The sequence below is a fragment of the Albimonas marina genome (assembly GCF_029223255.1).
Classification (GTDB): Bacteria; Pseudomonadota; Alphaproteobacteria; order Rhodobacterales; family Rhodobacteraceae; genus Albimonas.
Genome location: NZ_JARHUC010000004.1, coordinates 80,485 through 97,664, shown reverse-complemented (window position 1 = coordinate 97,664; position 17,180 = coordinate 80,485). Strand labels below are relative to the sequence as shown.

Sequence of the window (17,180 nt, the reverse complement as noted above, 5' to 3'; positions counted from 1 at the left end):
TGCGCCCGGATCAGCCGAAGCGGCCGGTGATGTAGTCCTGCGTCCGCTGGTCGGACGGGTTGGTGAAGATCTTGGTGGTGTCGTCGTATTCGACCATCACGCCCAGGTGGAAGAACGCGGTCTTCTGGGAGACGCGCGCCGCCTGCTGCATCGAGTGGGTGACGATCACGACCGAGTAGCTCTCGCGCAGCTCGTCGATCAGCTCCTCGACCTGGGCGGTGGCGATGGGGTCGAGGGCCGAGCACGGCTCGTCCATCAGCAGCACTTCCGGCGCGGTGGCGATGGCGCGCGCGATGCACAGGCGCTGCTGCTGGCCGCCCGAGAGGCCGGTGCCCGGCGCGTGCAGGCGGTCCTTCACCTCGTTCCAGATCGCGGCCTTGCGCAGCGAGCTCTCGACCACCTCGTCGAGCTCGGCCTTGTTCTTGGTCAGGCCGTGGATGCGGGGGCCGTAGGCCACGTTGTCGTAGATCGACTTGGGGAACGGGTTGGGCTTCTGGAACACCATGCCGACGCGGGCGCGAAGCTGCACCGGGTCGACGCGGCTGTCGTAGATGTCCTCGCCGTCGAGGTTGATCGAGCCTTCGACGCGGCAGATGTCGATGGTGTCGTTCATCCGGTTCAGGCAGCGCAGGAAGGTCGACTTCCCGCAGCCCGACGGCCCGATGAAGGCGGTGACCGTCTTGTCGAGCAGGTCGACGGAGACGCTTTTGATCGCGTGGCTGTCGCCGTAGTAGACCTGCACGTCGGAGCAGTTGAACTTCACATCGCTCTGCACGGCGCTTCTCGCCTCGTTGGTATCGTACATATCCATGTCCTCCTCCGGGCTCACCAGCGACGCTCGAAGCGACGGCGCAGGATGATGGCGACCAGGTTCATGATCACCAGGAAGACCAGCAGGACGATGATGGCGCCCGAGGCGCGCTCGACAAAGGCCGGATCGGCCCGCTGGGTGAAGTTGTAGACCTGCACGGGCAGGCCGGTGGCGGGCTCGAACAGGCCGGCGGGGGGCGCGTCGGGATAGTCCTTCACGAAGGCGACCATGCCGATCAGCAGCAGCGGCGCGGTCTCCCCCAGGGCCTGGGCGAGGCCGATGATCGTGCCGGTCAGGATCCCCGGCGCGGCCAGCGGCAGCACGTGGTGGAACACCGCCTGCATCTTCGAGGCCCCGACCCCCAGCGCCGCGTCGCGGATCGAGGGCGGCACCGCCTTCAGCGAGGCGCGGGTGGCGATGATGATGGTGGGCAGCGTCATCAGCGTCAGCACCAGCCCGCCCACGATGGGGGCCGAGTTCGGCAGGTGCATCCAGTTGATGAAGATCGCGAGGCCCAGGATGCCGAAGACGATCGAGGGCACGGCGGCGAGGTTGGAGATGTTCACCTCGATCACGTCGGTCCAGAAGTTCTTCTTCGCGAACTCCTCGAGGTAGATCGAGGCGGCGACGCCGATGGGCAGCGCCAGGAACAGCACGATCAGCATCATGTAGGCCGAGCCCAGCAGCGCCACGCCCAGGCCCGCGGCCTCGGGCCGGTTCTCGGAGGCGTCGGGGGCGGTGATGAAGTCCCAGTTGAAGCGGGTCTCCATCGCGCCGGCGGCGACCAGCGCGTCGGCGGCGTTCAGCTGCGCCACGTCCACCTTGGAGTCGAGCGCCGCGCTCTCGCGCGTCACGTTGCCCTTCATGTACTGATCGATGCGGGCGTTGGTCAGGAACTCGAACTCGACCGTCTCCCCGATCTGGTCGGGGTTGGCGAGGACGTAGTCGCGCAGCTGCACGTTGGCCGCGCCCGAGACCATGTCGGCGAGCAGCTTGGGCGTCAGCTCGCTCGCGCCCTCGGCCTTCAGACGCTCGGCCACGTCGGCGAGGGAGTTCTTGATGATCGGCGCGTAGCCGAAGGTCATCACCTTGGCGATGTCGGCCGGGTCCCGATTGCCGTTCTTGTCGAGGATCTTGGGGTCCAGGTAGATCTCGGCCTTGATGTAGGTCTGCTGGAAGGCGGGCAGGCCCTGGCTCAGGATCGAGCTCAGCAGCACCACCAGCGCCAGCAGGCCCGCCGAGACGGCGGCCATGCCGTACCAGCGGAAGCGACGCTCGGCGGCGTTGCGGGCGCGGGTGCGGGCGTCGGGCTGGTGCAGCGACTTCGGCGCCGCGTAGCCGTCGGGAGAGAAGGCGGCGTCGGTCATTCGTACTGCTCCCGGTACTTGCGCACGATGTAGAGCGCCAGGACGTTCAGCCCGAGCGTCAGGACGAAGAGGGTGATGCCCAGCGCGAAGGCGACCAGCGTCTCGGGCGAGGCGAAGTCGGTGTCGCCGGTGAGCTGGGAGACGATCTTCACCGTGACGGTGGTCATCGCCTCGAACGGGTTCATCGAGAGCTTGGCGGCCGCGCCCGCGCCCAGCACCACGATCATCGTCTCGCCGATGGCGCGGGACGCGGCGAGCAGGATCGCGCCCACGATGCCCGGCAGGGCGGCGGGCATGATCACCTGGCGGATCGTCTCGGACTGCGTGGCGCCGAGGCCCAGGGAGCCGTCGCGCATCGCCTGCGGCACGGCGTTGATGATGTCGTCGGACAGGGAGGAGACGAACGGGATCAGCATGACCCCCATCACCAGCCCGGCGGTCATCACCGAGGACGAGCTCTCGCCCAGGCCCAGCGGCTGGGCGAAGTAGTCGCGCAGCAGCGGGCCCACGGTGATCAGGGCGAACAGGCCGTAGACGATGGTCGGGATGCCGGCCAGCACCTCGATCAGGGGCTTGGCCACGCCGCGCACCTTCGGCGAGGCGTATTCCGAGAGGTAGATCGCGGCGTAGAGGCCGATGGGCACCGCCACCGCCAGCGCGATGAAACTGATGTAGAGAGTGCCCCACAGCAGCGGCAGGATCCCGAGGTCGGAGTCGCCGCGGAAGTTCGGGGACCAGGTCGTGCCGAAGAAGAACTGCGTCCAGGGATACTGGGAGAAGAAGCGCGCCGTCTCGAGCAGCATCGACATCACGATGCCCAGCGTGGTGAGGATCGCGATCGAGGAGGCGACGATCAGCAGGCCCATCACCATCGCCTCGACCGCGTTGCGGGCGCGGAAGTCGCGGTCGATCCGTCGCAGCGCCAGGACGAAGGCCGCGGCGGCGGCGAGCGTGGCGACGGCGTAGACGATCTCGCCCGGCAGGCCGATGAAGCTCGAGGCGAAGCTGCCCAGCGCGAGCACGCCCAGGCCCGTCAGCCCGGTCGCCAGCGCGACGCTCCAGCCATGGTAGTTCAGAAGCGAATGCAGCGCCCGGACGTCGCCCGAGGCCGCGGCGGCCGCCCTGCGGCGGCCGAGGAAATAGCCGCCCACGGCCGCGAGGACCAGCAAGGCGAAGAATATCGTGGCGATCATGACCCGTTCGACCCCTCGGGAGACGTGGAGGCGGCCCGAGGGCCGCCTCCGAGTTTCGTTCCGGCCGTGGGATGCGACCGGCGGTCGATCACATGGACTTCTCGTCCGCGATCATCGCCTGGGTGTCGGCGAGCTCGGGGTCCGAGACCAGGCCGTAGGCGGCCAGCGGGCCGTCCGGGCCGGCGACGGCGTCGGAGACGAAGAACTCCGCGTACTCCTTCAGGCCGGGGACCTGGCCGATGTGCGCCTTCTTCACGTAGAAGAACAGCGGACGGGAGACGGGATACTCGCCCGAGGCGATGGTCTCGGTCGACGGGGCGACGCCGCCCATGGTCGCGACCTTCAGCTTGTCGGTGTTGTTCTCGTAGAACGCGAGGCCGAAGACGCCCACGCCGTTGGGGTTGGCGTCGATGCGGGCCAGCGTCTCGGTGTAGTCGCCGTCGATGTCGACCGCGACGCCGTCGGTGCGCACGGCCATGCAGGTCTTCTGCGCGGCCTTCTTGTCCATGCCGGAGTCGATCATCGCCTGCAGGGCGCCGGTCTCCTCGCAGCCGGACTCGAGGACCTTCTCCTCGAACACTTCGCGGGTGCCGTGCTTGGTGCCGGGGATGAAGGCCTGGATCTCGGTCTCGGGCAGCGAGGCGTCGATCTCGTTCCAGGTCTTGTAGGGGTTCGCGGTCAGCTTGCCGTCGACCACCACCTCGGCGGCCATCGCCTGGTACCACTGGGCGGGGGTGAACTCGGTGAAGGCGGGGCCGTCGATCTGGGAGGCGAAGACGATGCCGTCGTAGCCGATGCGGACCTCGATGATCTCCTTCACGCCGTTCTCGGCGCAGGCGGCGACCTCTTTCTCACGGATCTTGCGCGAGGCGTTGGCGACGTCGATCGTGTTCAGGCCCACGCCCTCGCAGAACTTCTTCAGGCCGGCCGAGGAGCCGCCGGACTCGACCACGGGGGTCGGGAAGTCGAAGTTCTCGCCGAAGGCCTCCGCCACGATCGAGGCGTAGGGCAGCACGGTCGAGGAGCCGGCGACCTGGATCTGGTCGCGGGACTGCGCGGCGGCGGCGCCGGCGGCCATGATCCCGGCCACGGCCAGGGCGATGAGGTTGGTGGCTTTCACGGGCGTTCTCCGTAATCCGTCATCGACCCGTCTGCGTCAGCGATGAACGCCCGGGTCGTCGGGCGCTGGTTAGCACCGGTGCGCGTGCTGTTTATTCGCAAAACGGCCAAGGTTTTATGACAGCCCAAGTGGCTGTCGCAAAACGGATTCTGGGAACGATTGCAGGTTATCCCCGTAAACGGCCGTCACAAACGGGGCCCGTGGCGGGGCGCCGCGGGACCGGGCCCGCGGCGCCGCCAAGTTCATGCAATCTTAGACAAATCCGAGACAAGTCGATCCCAGACCGGCTTCGTCTTCTCGAGATTCGCATGCTTCACGGGGCCGAATCCCTTGATCGCGAGGGGCTGCATCAGCGCCTCCCGGCAGAGGGTTTCGGTGGCCGGAGACAGCTTCGCGGCGACGAGATCGACGAGCGCGAAGGTCTCGTCGCGCAGCGTCCGCTCGGCCTTGCGCTCCTCCGTCCGCCCGAACGGGTCGAGGGGCGTGCCGCGCAGGGACTTCATCCCGGCGAGGACGGCGAAGCCCTTCTCCATCCACGGGCCGAACTTCTGCTTGCGCGGGCGGCCGGTGACCGGGTCGATCTTCGACGTGACCGGGGGCGCGAGGTGGTAGTTCACCTTGGCGTCCGGGGCGAAGTCGCGGGCGAGCTGGGCCTTCCAGTCGGGGTGGCGATGCAGGCGGGCGACCTCGTACTCGTCCTTGATCGCCATCGACTTGTGCAGCGCCCGCGCGGCGAGGCGCGAGACCTCGCGCCGCCCGGGCCAGTGCGCCTCCTCCGCCGCCTCCACCTTCGCGAGATGGTCGCGGAAGCGGCGGGCGTAGCGGACAGACTGGTAGTCGGTCAGGAACCGCTCGAACCGGGCGACGAGGGCGTCGTAGTCCTCGGTCTGCCAAGCCGGCAGGGTCTTCTCGCCGGCCTTCTCCTCGGCCAGACCGGGCTGGGCGACCAGCCAACGGCCCCAGCGGAAGGCCGCGAGGTTCATCTCCACCGCCGCGCCGTTCAGGCGGATCGCCCGCTCGATCGCCTCGGCCGTCACCGGCAGGGCGCCGGCCTGGCAGGCGACGCCCACCAGCATCAGGTTCGCCCCCATGCCGTCGCCGACGAGCTGGGTGGCGAGGTAGGTGACGTCCTTCACCAGCACCCGGTCGTCGCCGAGCTGGCCCTTCAGCCGGCCCTCCAGCGCGCCCTCGTCGGCGCGGGCGTCGGGGTTGCGGGCGAAGGCGGGCAGCGGCTCGACCTGGCCGTTGGCGACGGCCTGGCCCAGGGCGGGGTCGATCAGGGCCATGGCCTCGTCCCCCGCGCCCACCAGCATGTCGCAGGCCAGCAGCAGCCGGCCCTTGCCGCGGGCGACGCGGGCGGGGCGGTCGTCGATCGGATGCGGCCCGATCTGGAGATGCGACTGCACCGCGCCGTTCTTCTGGGAAAGGCCCGTCTGGTCCAGCGTCAGGGCATGCAGCCCCTCGAGCCGGGCGGCCATCGACAGCACCGCGGCGACGGTGACCACGCCGGTCCCGCCGATGCCGGTGATGACGGCGGCGTAGTCCAGCGCAGGCGCGGTGGCGGCCTCCGGCAGCCCCTCGGGCGGGTCGATGCGGATGCCCTTCTTGCCCATCAGCGGGTCGGACTCGACCCCCTCGACGGTGACGAAGGAGGGGCAGAACCCCTCGAGGCAGGAGTAATCCTTGTTGCAGGCGGTCTGGTCGATGCGCCGCTTGGTGCCGAAGGGCGTGTCCAGCGGCTTGATCGCGACGCAGTTCGACTGGATCCCGCAGTCGCCGCAGCCCTCGCAGACCAGCGGGTTGATCACGGCGCGCTTGGCGGGATCGGGGAACTTGCCGCGCTTGCGGCGGCGGCGCTTCTCGGCGGCGCAGGTCTGCACGTAGAGCAGGACCGTGGTCCCCTCGACCTCGCGCAGCTCGGTCTGCACCAGCAGGTTCTCGGCCCGGTCGCGGAAGCTGACGGCGCCCGAGGGCCAGGTCCCCGTCTCCTTCGTCGACTCGATGTCGTCGGAGACGACCACCACCTGCTTCACGCCCAGCGACAGCACCTGCGCGCAGATGTCGGCGGGCAGCGGATGCCCCTCGACCATCTGGCCGCCGGTCATCGCCACGGCGTCGTTGTAGAGGATCTTGTAGGTGATGTTCACGCCGGCCGCGATGGCCGCCCGGATCGCCAGCATCCCCGAATGGGTGTAGGTGCCGTCGCCCAGGTTCTGGAACATGTGCTTGCGCCCGGCGAAGGGCGCGCGCCCGACCCAGTGCATGCCCTCGGCGCCCATCTGGGTGAACAGCTGCGTGGTCTCGGGGCTGTGCAGCACCGACATGGCGTGGCAGCCGATGCCCCCGCCCGCGAGGCTGCCGTCGGGCAGCTTGGTCGAGCGGTTGTGCGGGCAGCCGGCGCAGTACCAGGGCGTGCGCGGCAGGGCCGGCGCGTTGCCGGTCAGCTTCGGCGGCGCGGGCGGGGTGCGGTCGCACACGCCGAGGTCCGAGGCCTCGCGGGAGATCGCCTCCGCCAGGTGCTCCGGCGACAGCTCGCCGAAGTCGTTGACCAGGGGCGAGCCGCCGGCGTCCTTCTTGCCGGTCACGATGGGGCGCGGGCTCGGGGCGTTGACCAAGAGATGCGCAAGCTCGGTCTCGACGAGCGAGCGCTTCTCCTCGATCACCAGCACCTGGTCGTAGCCGCGCACGAATTCGAGCAGGCTCGCCGGCTCCACCGGCCAGGCCATCCGCATCCGGAAGAGGCCGATGCCCGAGGCGGCGGCGCGCTCCGGATCCAGGTCCAGCAGCTTCAGCCCGGCCATGGCGTCGCCATAGGCCTTGCCGACGGCGACGATGCCGAGGCGCTTGGGCCCCGACGGCTCGAACACCGGCTCGTTCAGGCGGTTGGCGCGGGCGTAGTCCATGACGGCCTGCATCCGCACCGCCATCCGCCGCTCCTGCGTGACGTAGGGCAGGAAGCCGCCGGTGTTGTGCAGCGGAACCTCGAAGCCCGGCAGCGGCGGCAGCACGGGGGAGGGGCGCAGCCGGTCCAGCGCCACGGTCGCGGCGCTGTCGGCCACGTCGGTCAGGATCTTCAGCGAGGTCACCGCGCCGGTGTGGCGCGACATGGCGAAGGCGTGCAGGCCCAGCGGCACGATCTCGTGCACCGAGGACGGCACCAGCACCGGCACCATCACGTGCATCATCGCCTGTTCGGACTGGTGCGCGGTGGTCGAGGACTTCGACATCGGGTCGTCGCCCAGCAGGTAGACCGTGCCCCCTTTGGGGTGCGCGCCCGCCAGCGCCGCGTGCTTCATCGCATCGAGGCTGCGGTCGACGCCCGGCCCCTTGCCGTACCAGATCGAGAAGACGCCCTCGACGGACGGATCCTCGGTCGGCCCCAGGCTCTGCGTGCCCGAGATGGCGGTGGCCGCCAGGTCCTCGTTCAGGCCGGGGTTGAAGACGATGTTGCGCGCGCGCAGCTCCTCGGCCGCGCGCATCAGCTCCTGGTCGAAGCCGCCGATGGGCGAGCCGCGATAGCCGGAGATGTAGCCCCCGGTCTTCAGTCCGGCGTCTCGGTCGACGTCGGCCTGTTCCAGCGCCAGGCGCACCAGCGCCTGCATGCCGTTCATCAGGGCCGCGCCCTTCGACACACGATACTTGTCGGTAAGGGCGACCTGGGCGTCCAGCGGAGCCATCCGCGCCTCCTCCCTATTTAGGTCGTGGATGTTGACCCAAATATATAGGGTCTGCGCGCCACGGTTGCAAAAGGAATTGTCGACCGGCTCTCGCCGGCATGCAAGCGCTCAGGGCTTTCCGTAGCGGAGGCTTGCCGGCATTCTCGCGGGATGGAACGACGAGCCGAGGGGGGACTCCATGGGACCTGAGACGCTGGCCCGCATCGCCGGGCCCGAGGCTTTCGACTGGGGCGGTGTGCGCTATCTGCCCCTGCTGACGACAGATGACTCGGGCGGCGCGCTGTCGATCACCACCGCGACCAGCCCGCCGGCCTCGGGCCCGCCGCTGCACGTGCACCACGACGCGGACGAGACCTTCGTGATCCACGCGGGCCGCCACCTGTTCGTCCTGGAGGGCGAGACGTTCGAGAAGGGCCCCGGCGACGTGGTCTTCATCCCGCGGGGCAAGGAACACACGTTCCAGATCCTGGGGACCGAGACCGCGCATCACACGATCATCCTCACCCCCGGCGGCTTCGAGGGCTTCTTCAAGGAAATGGCCGAGAAGGCCTGCCGCATCCCCGAGGACATGGAGACCATCGTGGCGGTCGCCGAGCGCTTCCACCTGAGCTTCGTCGGCCCGCCCCTGCCCGCCGACGGCTGAGCGGCCAACGGGTCCAGGCCCCGGCGTCCGCCCGGGCCTGCCCGGCCCGCCGCGGGCTCCACGCCCGCAAAACGTGGCGAGTCGGCCTGCGGGTCAAGGCTCGCGAAGCGACCCCGCGCCAGCGGGGCTCGGCCTTGATGCGCAGGGCGACTCGCCGCACGCTCGCCAGAGGCCGGCCCTGCCGGCCGTCTCAGCAGATCGCGAACCCCGACCTTCCCGCGCGCGGCCGGAGGTCTCCGCGACGCCGCCCCGAAAGACGGCGCCCGCAAGCGCCCCGCCCGCCCCGCGCCGCGAGCCCGACGCCAGCCCCGCGCGCGACGCCCGCCGCGGCGCCCGCCTGCGCAAAGAAAAACCCCCGCCCGAGGGCGGGGGTCTTCGTCTCCGGCCACGGGCCGAAGGATCACATGGTGCGCTCGACCATCATCTTCTTGATCTCGGCGATGGACTTCGCCGGGTTCAGGCCCTTGGGGCAGGTCTTGGCGCAGTTCATGATCGTGTGGCAGCGGTAGAGGCGGAACGGGTCCTCGAGGAAGTCGAGACGCTCCTGCGTGGCCTCGTCGCGGCTGTCGATCAGCCAGCGGTAGGCGTGCAGCAGGGCGGCCGGGCCGAGGTAGCGGTCGCCGTTCCACCAGTAGCTGGGGCACGAGGTCGAGCACGAGGCGCACATCACGCACTCGTAGAGGCCGTCGAGCTTCTTGCGGTCCTCGATCGACTGGCGCCACTCCTTCTCGGGGGCGGTGGTGTAGGTCTCCAGCCAGGGCATGATCGCCGCGTGCTGCGCGTAGAAATGCGTCAGGTCGGGGATCAGGTCCTTGACCACCGGCATGTGCGGCAGGGGGTAGATCTTCACGTCGCCCTCGACCTCGTCGAGGCCGTAGATGCACGCCAGCGTGTTGATCCCGTCGATGTTCATCGCGCAGGACCCGCAGATGCCTTCCCGGCAGGACCGGCGGAAGGTCAGCGTGGGGTCGATCTCGTTCTTGATCTTGATTAGGGCGTCCAGGATCATCGGACCGCAGCTGTCCATGTCGACGAAATAGGTGTCGACCCGCGGGTTGGCCCCGTCGTCGGGGTTCCAGCGGTAGATCTTGAAGGCGCGCACGTTGGTCGCGCCCTCGGGCCGCGGCCAGGTCTTGCCCACGGTCACGCGGGAGTTCTTGGGCAGGTTGAATTGAACCATGGGTCGCTCCTTTCTCCCGGGCGGAGCCCGTTCAGCCTTTCGGCGTCAGTCTTTGCGCGCGACGAACAGCGTCTCGCCGCGCTGGAGGCCGAACCGGAACACGTCCGGTTCGACCGCCGTGAAGTCCTCGACCGCGAAGCCGGCCTGCGCGAGGCGGTCGCGGAAGTCGCGGCCGTAGAAGCGCAGGTGCAGCGGGTCGGTGTAGTAGGCGCGCCGGTCCTCCTCGGAGGTCCAGGCGGGGTTCTCCAGGGTCTCCGCCCAGCCCTCGACCAGCGGCACGGTGACCAGGAACAGGCCGCCGGGCGCCAGCACCCGGTGCAGCTCGGCCAGCGCGCGGCGGTCGTCGAGATGCTCGAGCACGTGGTTCGCGATCGCCACGTCCCAGCTCGCGTCCGGCTGGTCGATCGCCTCCATGTCCAGGTGCAGGTCGTGCCCCGGCAGGATGTCGGCGGTCGCGTAGCGCCCCGCAAGGGGCTGCACCACCGCGGTCAGGATCGGCTCGGAGGCGAAGTGCAGCACGCGCCGCCCCTCGATCTCCGCCGCCCCGCCGCGGTCGAGCCAGAGCTTGAACAGGCGATGCCGCGGACGGCTGTCGCAGGACGGGCACCAGATCCCGGGCTTGGTCCGCACCGGGCTGAACCGGCCGCGATAGCCGCACAGGCAGCACTCGCGCGCCGCGCCCTCGGCCGCCAGACGCGCCAGGTGCTCGACGGCGAGCCGGGCCCGAAGGTCCAGCTTTTCGTCGATCTCCGCCTGGCTGCGTCCGCGCGGCTGGGCTCCGTCCATGGCCTGTCAGGCCTCCCTCAGTAGACCCGCGCCTTGGGCGCGATCTTCTTCAGGTCGATGCCGCCCTCGTCCTGCGTGGACAGCGGGTCGAGCACCACAGAGCGGTAGTCGAGCGTCACGTCGCCCTCGTAGGTCACCCAGGCGAGGGTGTGCTTGCGCCATTCGTCGTCGTCGCGCTCGGCATAGTCCTCGCGGGCGTGGGCGCCGCGGCTCTCCTTGCGGGCCTCGGCCCCGACCACCGTCGCCAGCGCGTTCGGCATCAGGTTGTCGAGCTCCAGCGTCTCCATCAGGTCGGAGTTCCAGATCAGCGAGCGGTCCGAGACCTTCACGTCGGCGAAGCCCTTGCGGATCTCGGCCATCTTCTTGCAGCCGTCCTGCAGCGTCTCCTCGGTGCGGAACACCGCGGCGTCGGACTGCATGGCGCGCTGCATGTCGAGGCGCAGCTCGGCGGTCGGCGTGCCGCCGTCGGCGTGGCGCAGGCGGTCGAAGCGCTCCATCGACTTCTCGCAAGAGGCGAGGTCGAGCTCGGGGATCGCCGACTTGGGATCGACGACCTCGCGCGCCCGGATCGCGGCGGCGCGGCCGAAGACCACGAGGTCGATCAGCGAGTTCGAGCCCAGGCGGTTGGCGCCGTGGACCGAGGCGCAGCCGGCCTCGCCGACGGCCATCAGGCCGGGGACGATCTGGTCGCCGCCGTCCTCGCCCTTGGTCAGGACCTCGCCGTAGTAGTTCGTGGGGATGCCGCCCATGTTGTAGTGCACGGTCGGCAGCACCGGGATCGGCTCCTTGGTCAGGTCCACGCCCGCGAAGATCCGTGCCGACTCCGAGATGCCCGGAAGGCGCAGGGCCAGGGTCTCGGGCGGCAGGTGATCGAGGTGCAGGTGGATGTGGTCCTTGTTCGGGCCCACGCCGCGGCCTTCGCGGATCTCGATGGTCATGCAGCGGCTGACCACGTCGCGGGACGCGAGGTCCTTGTAGGTCGGCGCGTAACGCTCCATGAAGCGCTCGCCCTCGGAGTTGGTCAGGTAGCCACCCTCGCCGCGGGCGCCCTCCGTGATCAGGCAGCCCGAGCCGTAGATGCCGGTCGGGTGGAACTGCACGAACTCCATGTCCTGCAGCGGCAGGCCGGCGCGGGCCACCATGCCGCCGCCGTCGCCGGTGCAGGTGTGGGCCGAGGTCGCCGAGAAGTAGGCGCGCCCGTAGCCGCCGGTCGCCAGCACCACCATCTTCGCGCGGAAGCGGTGGATGGTGCCGTCGTCGAGCTTCCAGGCCACCACGCCGGTGCAGCGCCCGTCCTCGGTCATGATGAGGTCGGTGGCGAAATACTCGATGTAGAACTCGGCCTTGTTCTTCAGGCTCTGCCCATACAGCGTGTGCAGGATCGCGTGGCCGGTGCGGTCGGCCGCGGCGCAGGTGCGCTGCACCGGCGGCCCCTCGCCGAACTCGGTCGTGTGGCCGCCGAACGGGCGCTGGTAGATCTTGCCTTCCTCGGTGCGCGAGAAGGGCACGCCGTAGTGCTCCAGCTCGTAGACCGCCTTGGGCGCCTCGCGGGCCAGATACTCCATGGCGTCGGTGTCGCCGAGCCAGTCGGAGCCCTTCACCGTGTCGTACATGTGCCACTGCCAGTGGTCGGGGCCCATGTTCGACAGCGAGGCGGCGATGCCGCCCTGCGCCGCCACGGTGTGCGAGCGGGTGGGGAACACCTTGGTGATGCAGGCGGTCTTCAGCCCCTGCTCGGCCATGCCCAGCGTCGCGCGAAGCCCGGCGCCGCCGGCCCCCACCACCACGACGTCATAGGCGTGATCGACATATTCGTAAGCGGCCATGGCTGGTCCTCTGCTTTGGCGCTTGCCGAGCTGCGCGCGCGCCCCCTCGCTGCGGGAGGGGGCGCGGCGGGCGTCAGCCGGCGAAGGCGATCTTGGCGACGGCGAACACGCCGGTCAGGCCGAACAGCGTGCAGAACATCGTGTTGGCCAGCAGCGACGCGGTGCGCACGGCCGGGCTGGACACGTAGTCCTCGATCACGACCTGGAGGCCGAGCTGCAGGTGCCGGAACCCGACGGCGATCAGCAGGATCAGCATGATCGCGTTGAACGGGTTGGCGTAGATGGCGCGCACCTCCTCGTAGGAGGAGCCGACGGCGGCGTCGAGCGGCCAGATCGCCAGCAGCAGGATCGGGATCAGCGCCACGGCGGTGACCCGCTGGCTCCAGAAGTGGCCGGTGCCCTCCTTGGCGGAGCCGAGGCCGAGAACGCGGCCGAAGTCGGTCTTGTAGCTCATCTCGTCCCCTCCCCTCAGATGATCCAGACGATCAGCGTCAGCAGCACCGAGACGACCACGGTCATCTTGCCGGCGAGCTCCGCCTTCTCGACGTCGAACAGCAGGCCCACGTCCCAGATCAGGTGACGGATGCCGTTGCAGAAATGGTAGAGCAGCGCCCACAGGCAGCCGAACAGCACCAGCTGGCCCAGCCAGGAGGTGACGATCCAGTCGGCGGTGGCGAAATAGTCCGGCCCCGAAGCGGCGGCGAGCAGCCACCACACGATCAGGACGGCGCCCACCGCCAGCGCGCAGCCCGTGATGCGGTGCACGATGGACAGCATCGACGTCCACTGCGGGCGGTAGTACGGCCCGATCATGAAGGGGGAAAGCGGGCGGTTGCCCCGGTTCACGTCGGCCATTGCGACCCCTTTCGTTTCTCCCGGCGCGGGGGCGCGGACACGCGGCGATCGGCGGCGCGCAACCCCTGGCTGGCGACTGCATAACGCGTCGCATCGCGGCATGAAAGCGTCCCGACGTCGCTGGGAGACGAAAAAATCTGTCGCATCGGGCCTCGCGGTCGGTTTTGTGATCACGAATTTCCGGTTGTGATCACAAACCGCGGCCGGGCGATTCGACCGACCGGCGGCAAGCGCGCGCCCCCGCCGCCCGTGGCCCGCGCCGCGGCGCGCGCCACGGCCCGCGCGGGATCAGAATCGCTGCCGCAGCCCGAGCGTGAAGTACTGCGCCCCGCCCGAGACGCCGTTGAACAGCCAGCTGTCGCCCCACAGCATCTCGCCGCCCGAGCGGTGGTGGAAGCGCAGCACGACCGCGGAGCGTTTCCAGTCCGGGTGGGCCACCGTGATCTCGGGCGCGAGGTAGTGCAGCAGCTCGCTGCCGTTGGGCGTGTCGCCGCGCTTGCGCTCCAGCGCGGTCACGTCGCTGGCGTAGTTCAGGCCGGTGTTGATCGCGATCGAGGTGCGCACGTGGTCGTTCCAGGGGAAGGCCGTCCAGCGGGCGTAGCCGGCGACCCAGACCTCGACCGTGGACTCGAGCCCAAAGCGCTGGCCCACGCCCGCCTCGACCTCGAGGTCGATCACGTCGAACAGCGTCGCCACCCGGCGGGAGGCCGCCAGCGTGACGATGTAGTCGTCGGTGAAGTTGTATTCCCAGGGGAACACCGGGTCGCCGTACATGAAGATCTCGGACATGTTCGACTCGATGAACTTGCCCGCCGAGAGGGTGACCGCGCATTCCCCCCCGCAAACCGAGTCGAGCTGCGAGAAGGTCAGCCAGCTCGTCAGCGCGTAGCCGTCCGCCCGGCGCTCAGCCAAAGGCGTGGCGTTCGCGGGCAGGACCGTGAAGGGGCCGTCGGCCTGGGCCGGGGCCACGGTCGCGAGGCTCAGCAGGGGCGGCGCGGCGACCGCCGCGAGCGAATAGAACGCGGCGCGCAGGGTCGCACGGAAATCGATCGACAAGTCCAAGGCTCCAACCACCGGATGGAGCGAAGGCTACCCTTCGGCCGCCCCCGGCGACAGCCTTGTCCCCGGTCCGCGCGCCCACCGTGCGCAGAGGTCGCGTCGCGGGCGGGCAACAGGTGCGTGGCGCCCCGAACGGCGGATGAACACAGCCGAAACCGGGGATGAACGGATCGCGGCCGGGCGCCGGGCCGAGGCCCGGCGCAAAGCGCGATCACATCGGGCAGAGGGCCCAGACGTCGAGGTCGAGCAGCACGTTCTTGGCGTATTTCCCGTCCTCGCCCCGAAGCGGCGCGGGGGTCGGATCGTCCTTCACCGCCGCCAGCCGCAGGCGCAGGGCGCCGACGCCGGGGGCCTGCGTCTCGGCCTTCTCCAGCACCTCGGACCAGGCGTAGACGGTGTCGCCCGCGAAGCACGGGTTGGCGTGGGAGCCGCCGTTGATCGCGACGATCGTCTGCGCGTTGGCGAGGCCGTTGAAGCTGAGCGCCCGCGCCAGGCTGATGACGTGGCCGCCGTAGATCAGCCGGCGCCCGTCCTCGCGGAACTGGGCGTTGAAATGCACCTTGGCCGTGTTCTGCCACAGGCGCGTGGCCATCATGTGCTCGGCTTCCTCGATGGTCACGCCGTCCACGTGGTCGATCCGCTCGCCGACTTCGTAGTCGCCGAAGCGGTGCGGCTCGCCCGCCGCCGCGAAGTCGTAGGCGGAGAAATCGAGCCCCGCGGGGATCGCGAGCTCCGAGGCCGGCACGGCGGCCTTCAGCTCGGGGACCACCGCCTCGGGCGCCGGCGCGTCGAGGTCGTTCTTGCGCACCATCACCCAGCGCACCCACTCCAGCGCCTTCTCCCCGTCCGCGGTCGAGGCGACGGAGCGGACGTAGACCACGCCCGACTTGCCGTTGGAGTTCTGCTTGAGGCCGATGATCTCGGTCTCGGTCGAGATCGTGTCGCCGGGATACAGCGGCTTGAGGAACCGGCACTCGGCATAGCCCAGGTTCGCCACCGCGTTGAGCGAGATGTCGGGGACGGTCTTGCCGAAGGCCACGTGGAACCCGATCAGGTCCTCGAGCGGGGAGCGCGGCAGCCCGCAGGCCTGCGCGAAGGCGTCCGAGGAGGGCAGCGCGAAGCGGGTGGGATAGAGCGCGGTGTAGAGCGCGCGGTCCCCCTCCGTCAGCGTGCGCGGCGTGGCGTGGCGGATCACCTGCCCGACCGAGAAGTCCTCGAAGAAGTATCCGGGGTTGGTCTTGGAGGCGGTCATGCGCAGGCTCCGTCGCAGGAGGGGGGAGGGGCGCCGCCGCGGGGGGCGCCGAAGTCCGCGCACAATAATCTTGCGCGACGGGGGTGCAAGCGGGCCGGAAGCGTGCGCGCAGAGGCCGCGGCGCGCCGGGGCGGATCCGGCCGCGGCGCCGGCGCCTGCCTGACGCCGGCTCCAAGTTGACGTTCAGAAATCTTTTCTTGATCGGCGCGGGGCTCCCCGACAAAGTTCGCCTCACGAACGAGGGGCGCGCAACAGACGCCCCCGACACAGGGAGGATTGAAATGTCGCTGACAACTCACGCCCGAGGTGCGCTCGTCGCGCTGGCCTCGCTCGCCTTCGCGGGAACCGCCGCGGCGGGCGAGTGCGTCCATTCCGAACGCTGGGGGAACGACGACACCATCGGCTCGGCCAACCTGGTCACGCCGGAGCGCACGCTCGAGGCGCTGAAGCTGGTCAAGCAGGGCGTGTCGGTGCCGCTGGGCATCACCATCGGCCCGGACACGCCGGCCTTCCCGCCGCGCTCGCTGTCGCTGCAGGTGGTGCAGCCCAACCAGCAGGGCGGCCAGAAGCTGAGCCAGTTCGGCTATCCGGGCAACTACAACGACGACATTCTCCAGACCTGGGTGGGCATCGGCTCCCAGATCGACGGCCTGGGGCACCTCGGCGAGCACGGCTATTACTACAACTGCCTGGATGAGAAGGAGATCTCGGCGATCACCGGCCTGACGAAGCTGGGCGTGCACGACATCCCGCCGCTGGTGGGCCGCGGCGTCGTGATCGACATGACCAAGCACTTCGGCAAGGACCATCTCGCCGCCGGCGAGAGCTTCGGCGAAGAAGAGGTGAAGGCCGCCGCCGACGCGCAGGGCGTCGAGATCCGCGAGGGCGACATCGTCCTGTTCTACACCGGCTGGACCTCGGCGATGCTGGAGAGCGATCCCAAGGCCTGGGTCTCGGGCGAGCCGGGCCTGTCGGTCTCGGGCTCCCGCTACCTGGCGGGCCTGAACGTGATGGCCGTGGGCGCCGACACCTGGGGCGTCGAGCCGGTCCCCCCGAAGGAGGGCGAGGGCGCCTTCTACGGCCATGTGGTCCTGCTGCAGGAGAACGGCATCTACATCCTCGAGACGATCGAGACCAAGCCGCTGGTCGATGCCGGCGTGAACGAGTTCATGTTCGTCCTTGGCCAGGCCCGGATCCGCGGCACGGTGCAGATGATCATCAACCCGGTCGCGCTCTACTGATCGGACCGTCGCGCCGTCTTCGCACGGCGCGCGCCTGAACGACTTGCGAACGGGCGGCTCCGGCCGCCCGTTTCTTTTTGATCTGTTCATCAATCGTCCGGACCAACGGGGGATTCATTCAATTCACGCTGGAATCCTGTCGTTGATCGACTCCATACCCGTGCGTATGT

General features: G+C 69.5%; 14 protein-coding genes. 2 read left to right on the top strand and 12 right to left on the bottom strand.

The window, feature by feature from the left end; translation table 11 throughout:
- Window positions 1-10 precede the first annotated feature (10 nt).
- The 5 genes from pstB to P2H44_RS11930 form a co-directional block, all read right to left on the bottom strand.
- The gene (gene pstB, locus P2H44_RS11950; protein WP_275764575.1) at window positions 11-805 is read right to left on the bottom strand and encodes a phosphate ABC transporter ATP-binding protein PstB; all 795 of its coding nucleotides are present in this window, start codon (window positions 803-805) and stop codon (window positions 11-13) included.
- 20 nt (window positions 806-825) lie between these two features.
- Complete coding sequence (gene pstA / locus P2H44_RS11945; RefSeq protein WP_275763782.1) at window positions 826-2,178, bottom strand: phosphate ABC transporter permease PstA; 1,353 nt, start codon at window positions 2,176-2,178, stop codon at window positions 826-828.
- A complete protein-coding gene (gene pstC / locus P2H44_RS11940) occupies window positions 2,175-3,371 on the bottom strand; it encodes a phosphate ABC transporter permease subunit PstC (protein ID WP_275763781.1) in 1,197 nt (398 codons plus the stop codon). Before pstC ends, pstA begins: the two co-directional genes overlap by 4 nt.
- An 88-nt stretch (window positions 3,372-3,459) precedes the next feature.
- Window positions 3,460-4,449: a substrate-binding domain-containing protein gene (locus P2H44_RS11935; protein WP_462976291.1), complete on the bottom strand. Its 990-nt coding sequence runs from the start codon at window positions 4,447-4,449 to the stop codon at window positions 3,460-3,462.
- Window positions 4,450-4,733: 284 nt separating this feature from the next.
- On the bottom strand, window positions 4,734-8,168 hold the full coding sequence (locus P2H44_RS11930) for an indolepyruvate ferredoxin oxidoreductase family protein (protein WP_275763779.1): 3,435 nt from the start codon (window positions 8,166-8,168) through the stop codon (window positions 4,734-4,736).
- Window positions 8,169-8,346: 178 nt separating this feature from the next.
- On the opposite strand from P2H44_RS11930, the gene P2H44_RS11925 reads away from it, so the two are divergent.
- Window positions 8,347-8,811 (top strand): cupin domain-containing protein, encoded by a 465-nt coding sequence (locus tag P2H44_RS11925; protein ID WP_275763778.1) that lies wholly within the window; start codon window positions 8,347-8,349, stop codon window positions 8,809-8,811.
- Between the two features lie 400 nt (window positions 8,812-9,211).
- On the opposite strand, the gene P2H44_RS11920 is transcribed toward P2H44_RS11925, so the two are convergent.
- The 7 genes from P2H44_RS11920 to P2H44_RS11890 form a co-directional block, all read right to left on the bottom strand.
- Window positions 9,212-9,991, bottom strand: coding sequence for a succinate dehydrogenase iron-sulfur subunit (locus tag P2H44_RS11920; RefSeq protein ID WP_275763777.1), 780 nt, complete (start codon window positions 9,989-9,991; stop codon window positions 9,212-9,214).
- Window positions 9,992-10,036: 45 nt separating this feature from the next.
- Window positions 10,037-10,777 (bottom strand): methyltransferase domain-containing protein, encoded by a 741-nt coding sequence (locus P2H44_RS11915; RefSeq protein WP_275763776.1) that lies wholly within the window; start codon window positions 10,775-10,777, stop codon window positions 10,037-10,039.
- A 17-nt stretch (window positions 10,778-10,794) separates the two neighbouring features.
- Window positions 10,795-12,603 (bottom strand): succinate dehydrogenase flavoprotein subunit, encoded by a 1,809-nt coding sequence (gene sdhA, locus P2H44_RS11910; protein WP_275763775.1) that lies wholly within the window; start codon window positions 12,601-12,603, stop codon window positions 10,795-10,797.
- A gap of 73 nt (window positions 12,604-12,676) precedes the next feature.
- Window positions 12,677-13,057, bottom strand: coding sequence for a succinate dehydrogenase, hydrophobic membrane anchor protein (gene sdhD / locus P2H44_RS11905; protein ID WP_275763774.1), 381 nt, complete (start codon window positions 13,055-13,057; stop codon window positions 12,677-12,679).
- Window positions 13,058-13,071: 14 nt separating this feature from the next.
- Window positions 13,072-13,458 (bottom strand): succinate dehydrogenase, cytochrome b556 subunit, encoded by a 387-nt coding sequence (sdhC, locus tag P2H44_RS11900; RefSeq protein ID WP_275763773.1) that lies wholly within the window; start codon window positions 13,456-13,458, stop codon window positions 13,072-13,074.
- 288 nt (window positions 13,459-13,746) lie between these two features.
- The gene (locus tag P2H44_RS11895) at window positions 13,747-14,514 is read right to left on the bottom strand and encodes a hypothetical protein (protein WP_275763772.1); all 768 of its coding nucleotides are present in this window, start codon (window positions 14,512-14,514) and stop codon (window positions 13,747-13,749) included.
- A 214-nt stretch (window positions 14,515-14,728) separates the two neighbouring features.
- A complete protein-coding gene (locus tag P2H44_RS11890) occupies window positions 14,729-15,769 on the bottom strand; it encodes a MaoC family dehydratase (protein ID WP_275763771.1) in 1,041 nt (346 codons plus the stop codon).
- 281 nt (window positions 15,770-16,050) lie between these two features.
- Between P2H44_RS11890 and P2H44_RS11885 the strand changes: the two genes are divergently transcribed.
- Window positions 16,051-17,010 (top strand): cyclase family protein, encoded by a 960-nt coding sequence (locus tag P2H44_RS11885; RefSeq protein ID WP_275763770.1) that lies wholly within the window; start codon window positions 16,051-16,053, stop codon window positions 17,008-17,010.
- Window positions 17,011-17,180: the final 170 nt, after the last annotated feature.

What these genes read in the sequence shown, in the direction of transcription:
- pstB (WP_275764575.1), bottom strand. Translation starts at nt 805, where the DNA reads ATGTACGATACCAACGAGGCGAGAAGCGCCGTGCAGAGCGATGTGAAG.
- pstA (WP_275763782.1), bottom strand. Translation starts at nt 2,178, where the DNA reads ATGACCGACGCCGCCTTCTCTCCCGACGGCTACGCGGCGCCGAAGTCG.
- pstC (WP_275763781.1), bottom strand. Translation starts at nt 3,371, where the DNA reads ATGATCGCCACGATATTCTTCGCCTTGCTGGTCCTCGCGGCCGTGGGC.
- P2H44_RS11935 (WP_462976291.1), bottom strand. Translation starts at nt 4,449, where the DNA reads ATGGCCGCCGGCGCCGCCGCCGCGCAGTCCCGCGACCAGATCCAGGTC.
- P2H44_RS11930 (WP_275763779.1), bottom strand. Translation starts at nt 8,168, where the DNA reads ATGGCTCCGCTGGACGCCCAGGTCGCCCTTACCGACAAGTATCGTGTG.
- P2H44_RS11925 (WP_275763778.1), top strand. Translation starts at nt 8,347, where the DNA reads ATGGGACCTGAGACGCTGGCCCGCATCGCCGGGCCCGAGGCTTTCGAC.
- P2H44_RS11920 (WP_275763777.1), bottom strand. Translation starts at nt 9,991, where the DNA reads ATGGTTCAATTCAACCTGCCCAAGAACTCCCGCGTGACCGTGGGCAAG.
- P2H44_RS11915 (WP_275763776.1), bottom strand. Translation starts at nt 10,777, where the DNA reads ATGGACGGAGCCCAGCCGCGCGGACGCAGCCAGGCGGAGATCGACGAA.
- sdhA (WP_275763775.1), bottom strand. Translation starts at nt 12,603, where the DNA reads ATGGCCGCTTACGAATATGTCGATCACGCCTATGACGTCGTGGTGGTG.
- sdhD (WP_275763774.1), bottom strand. Translation starts at nt 13,057, where the DNA reads ATGAGCTACAAGACCGACTTCGGCCGCGTTCTCGGCCTCGGCTCCGCC.
- sdhC (WP_275763773.1), bottom strand. Translation starts at nt 13,458, where the DNA reads ATGGCCGACGTGAACCGGGGCAACCGCCCGCTTTCCCCCTTCATGATC.
- P2H44_RS11890 (WP_275763771.1), bottom strand. Translation starts at nt 15,769, where the DNA reads ATGACCGCCTCCAAGACCAACCCCGGATACTTCTTCGAGGACTTCTCG.
- P2H44_RS11885 (WP_275763770.1), top strand. Translation starts at nt 16,051, where the DNA reads ATGTCGCTGACAACTCACGCCCGAGGTGCGCTCGTCGCGCTGGCCTCG.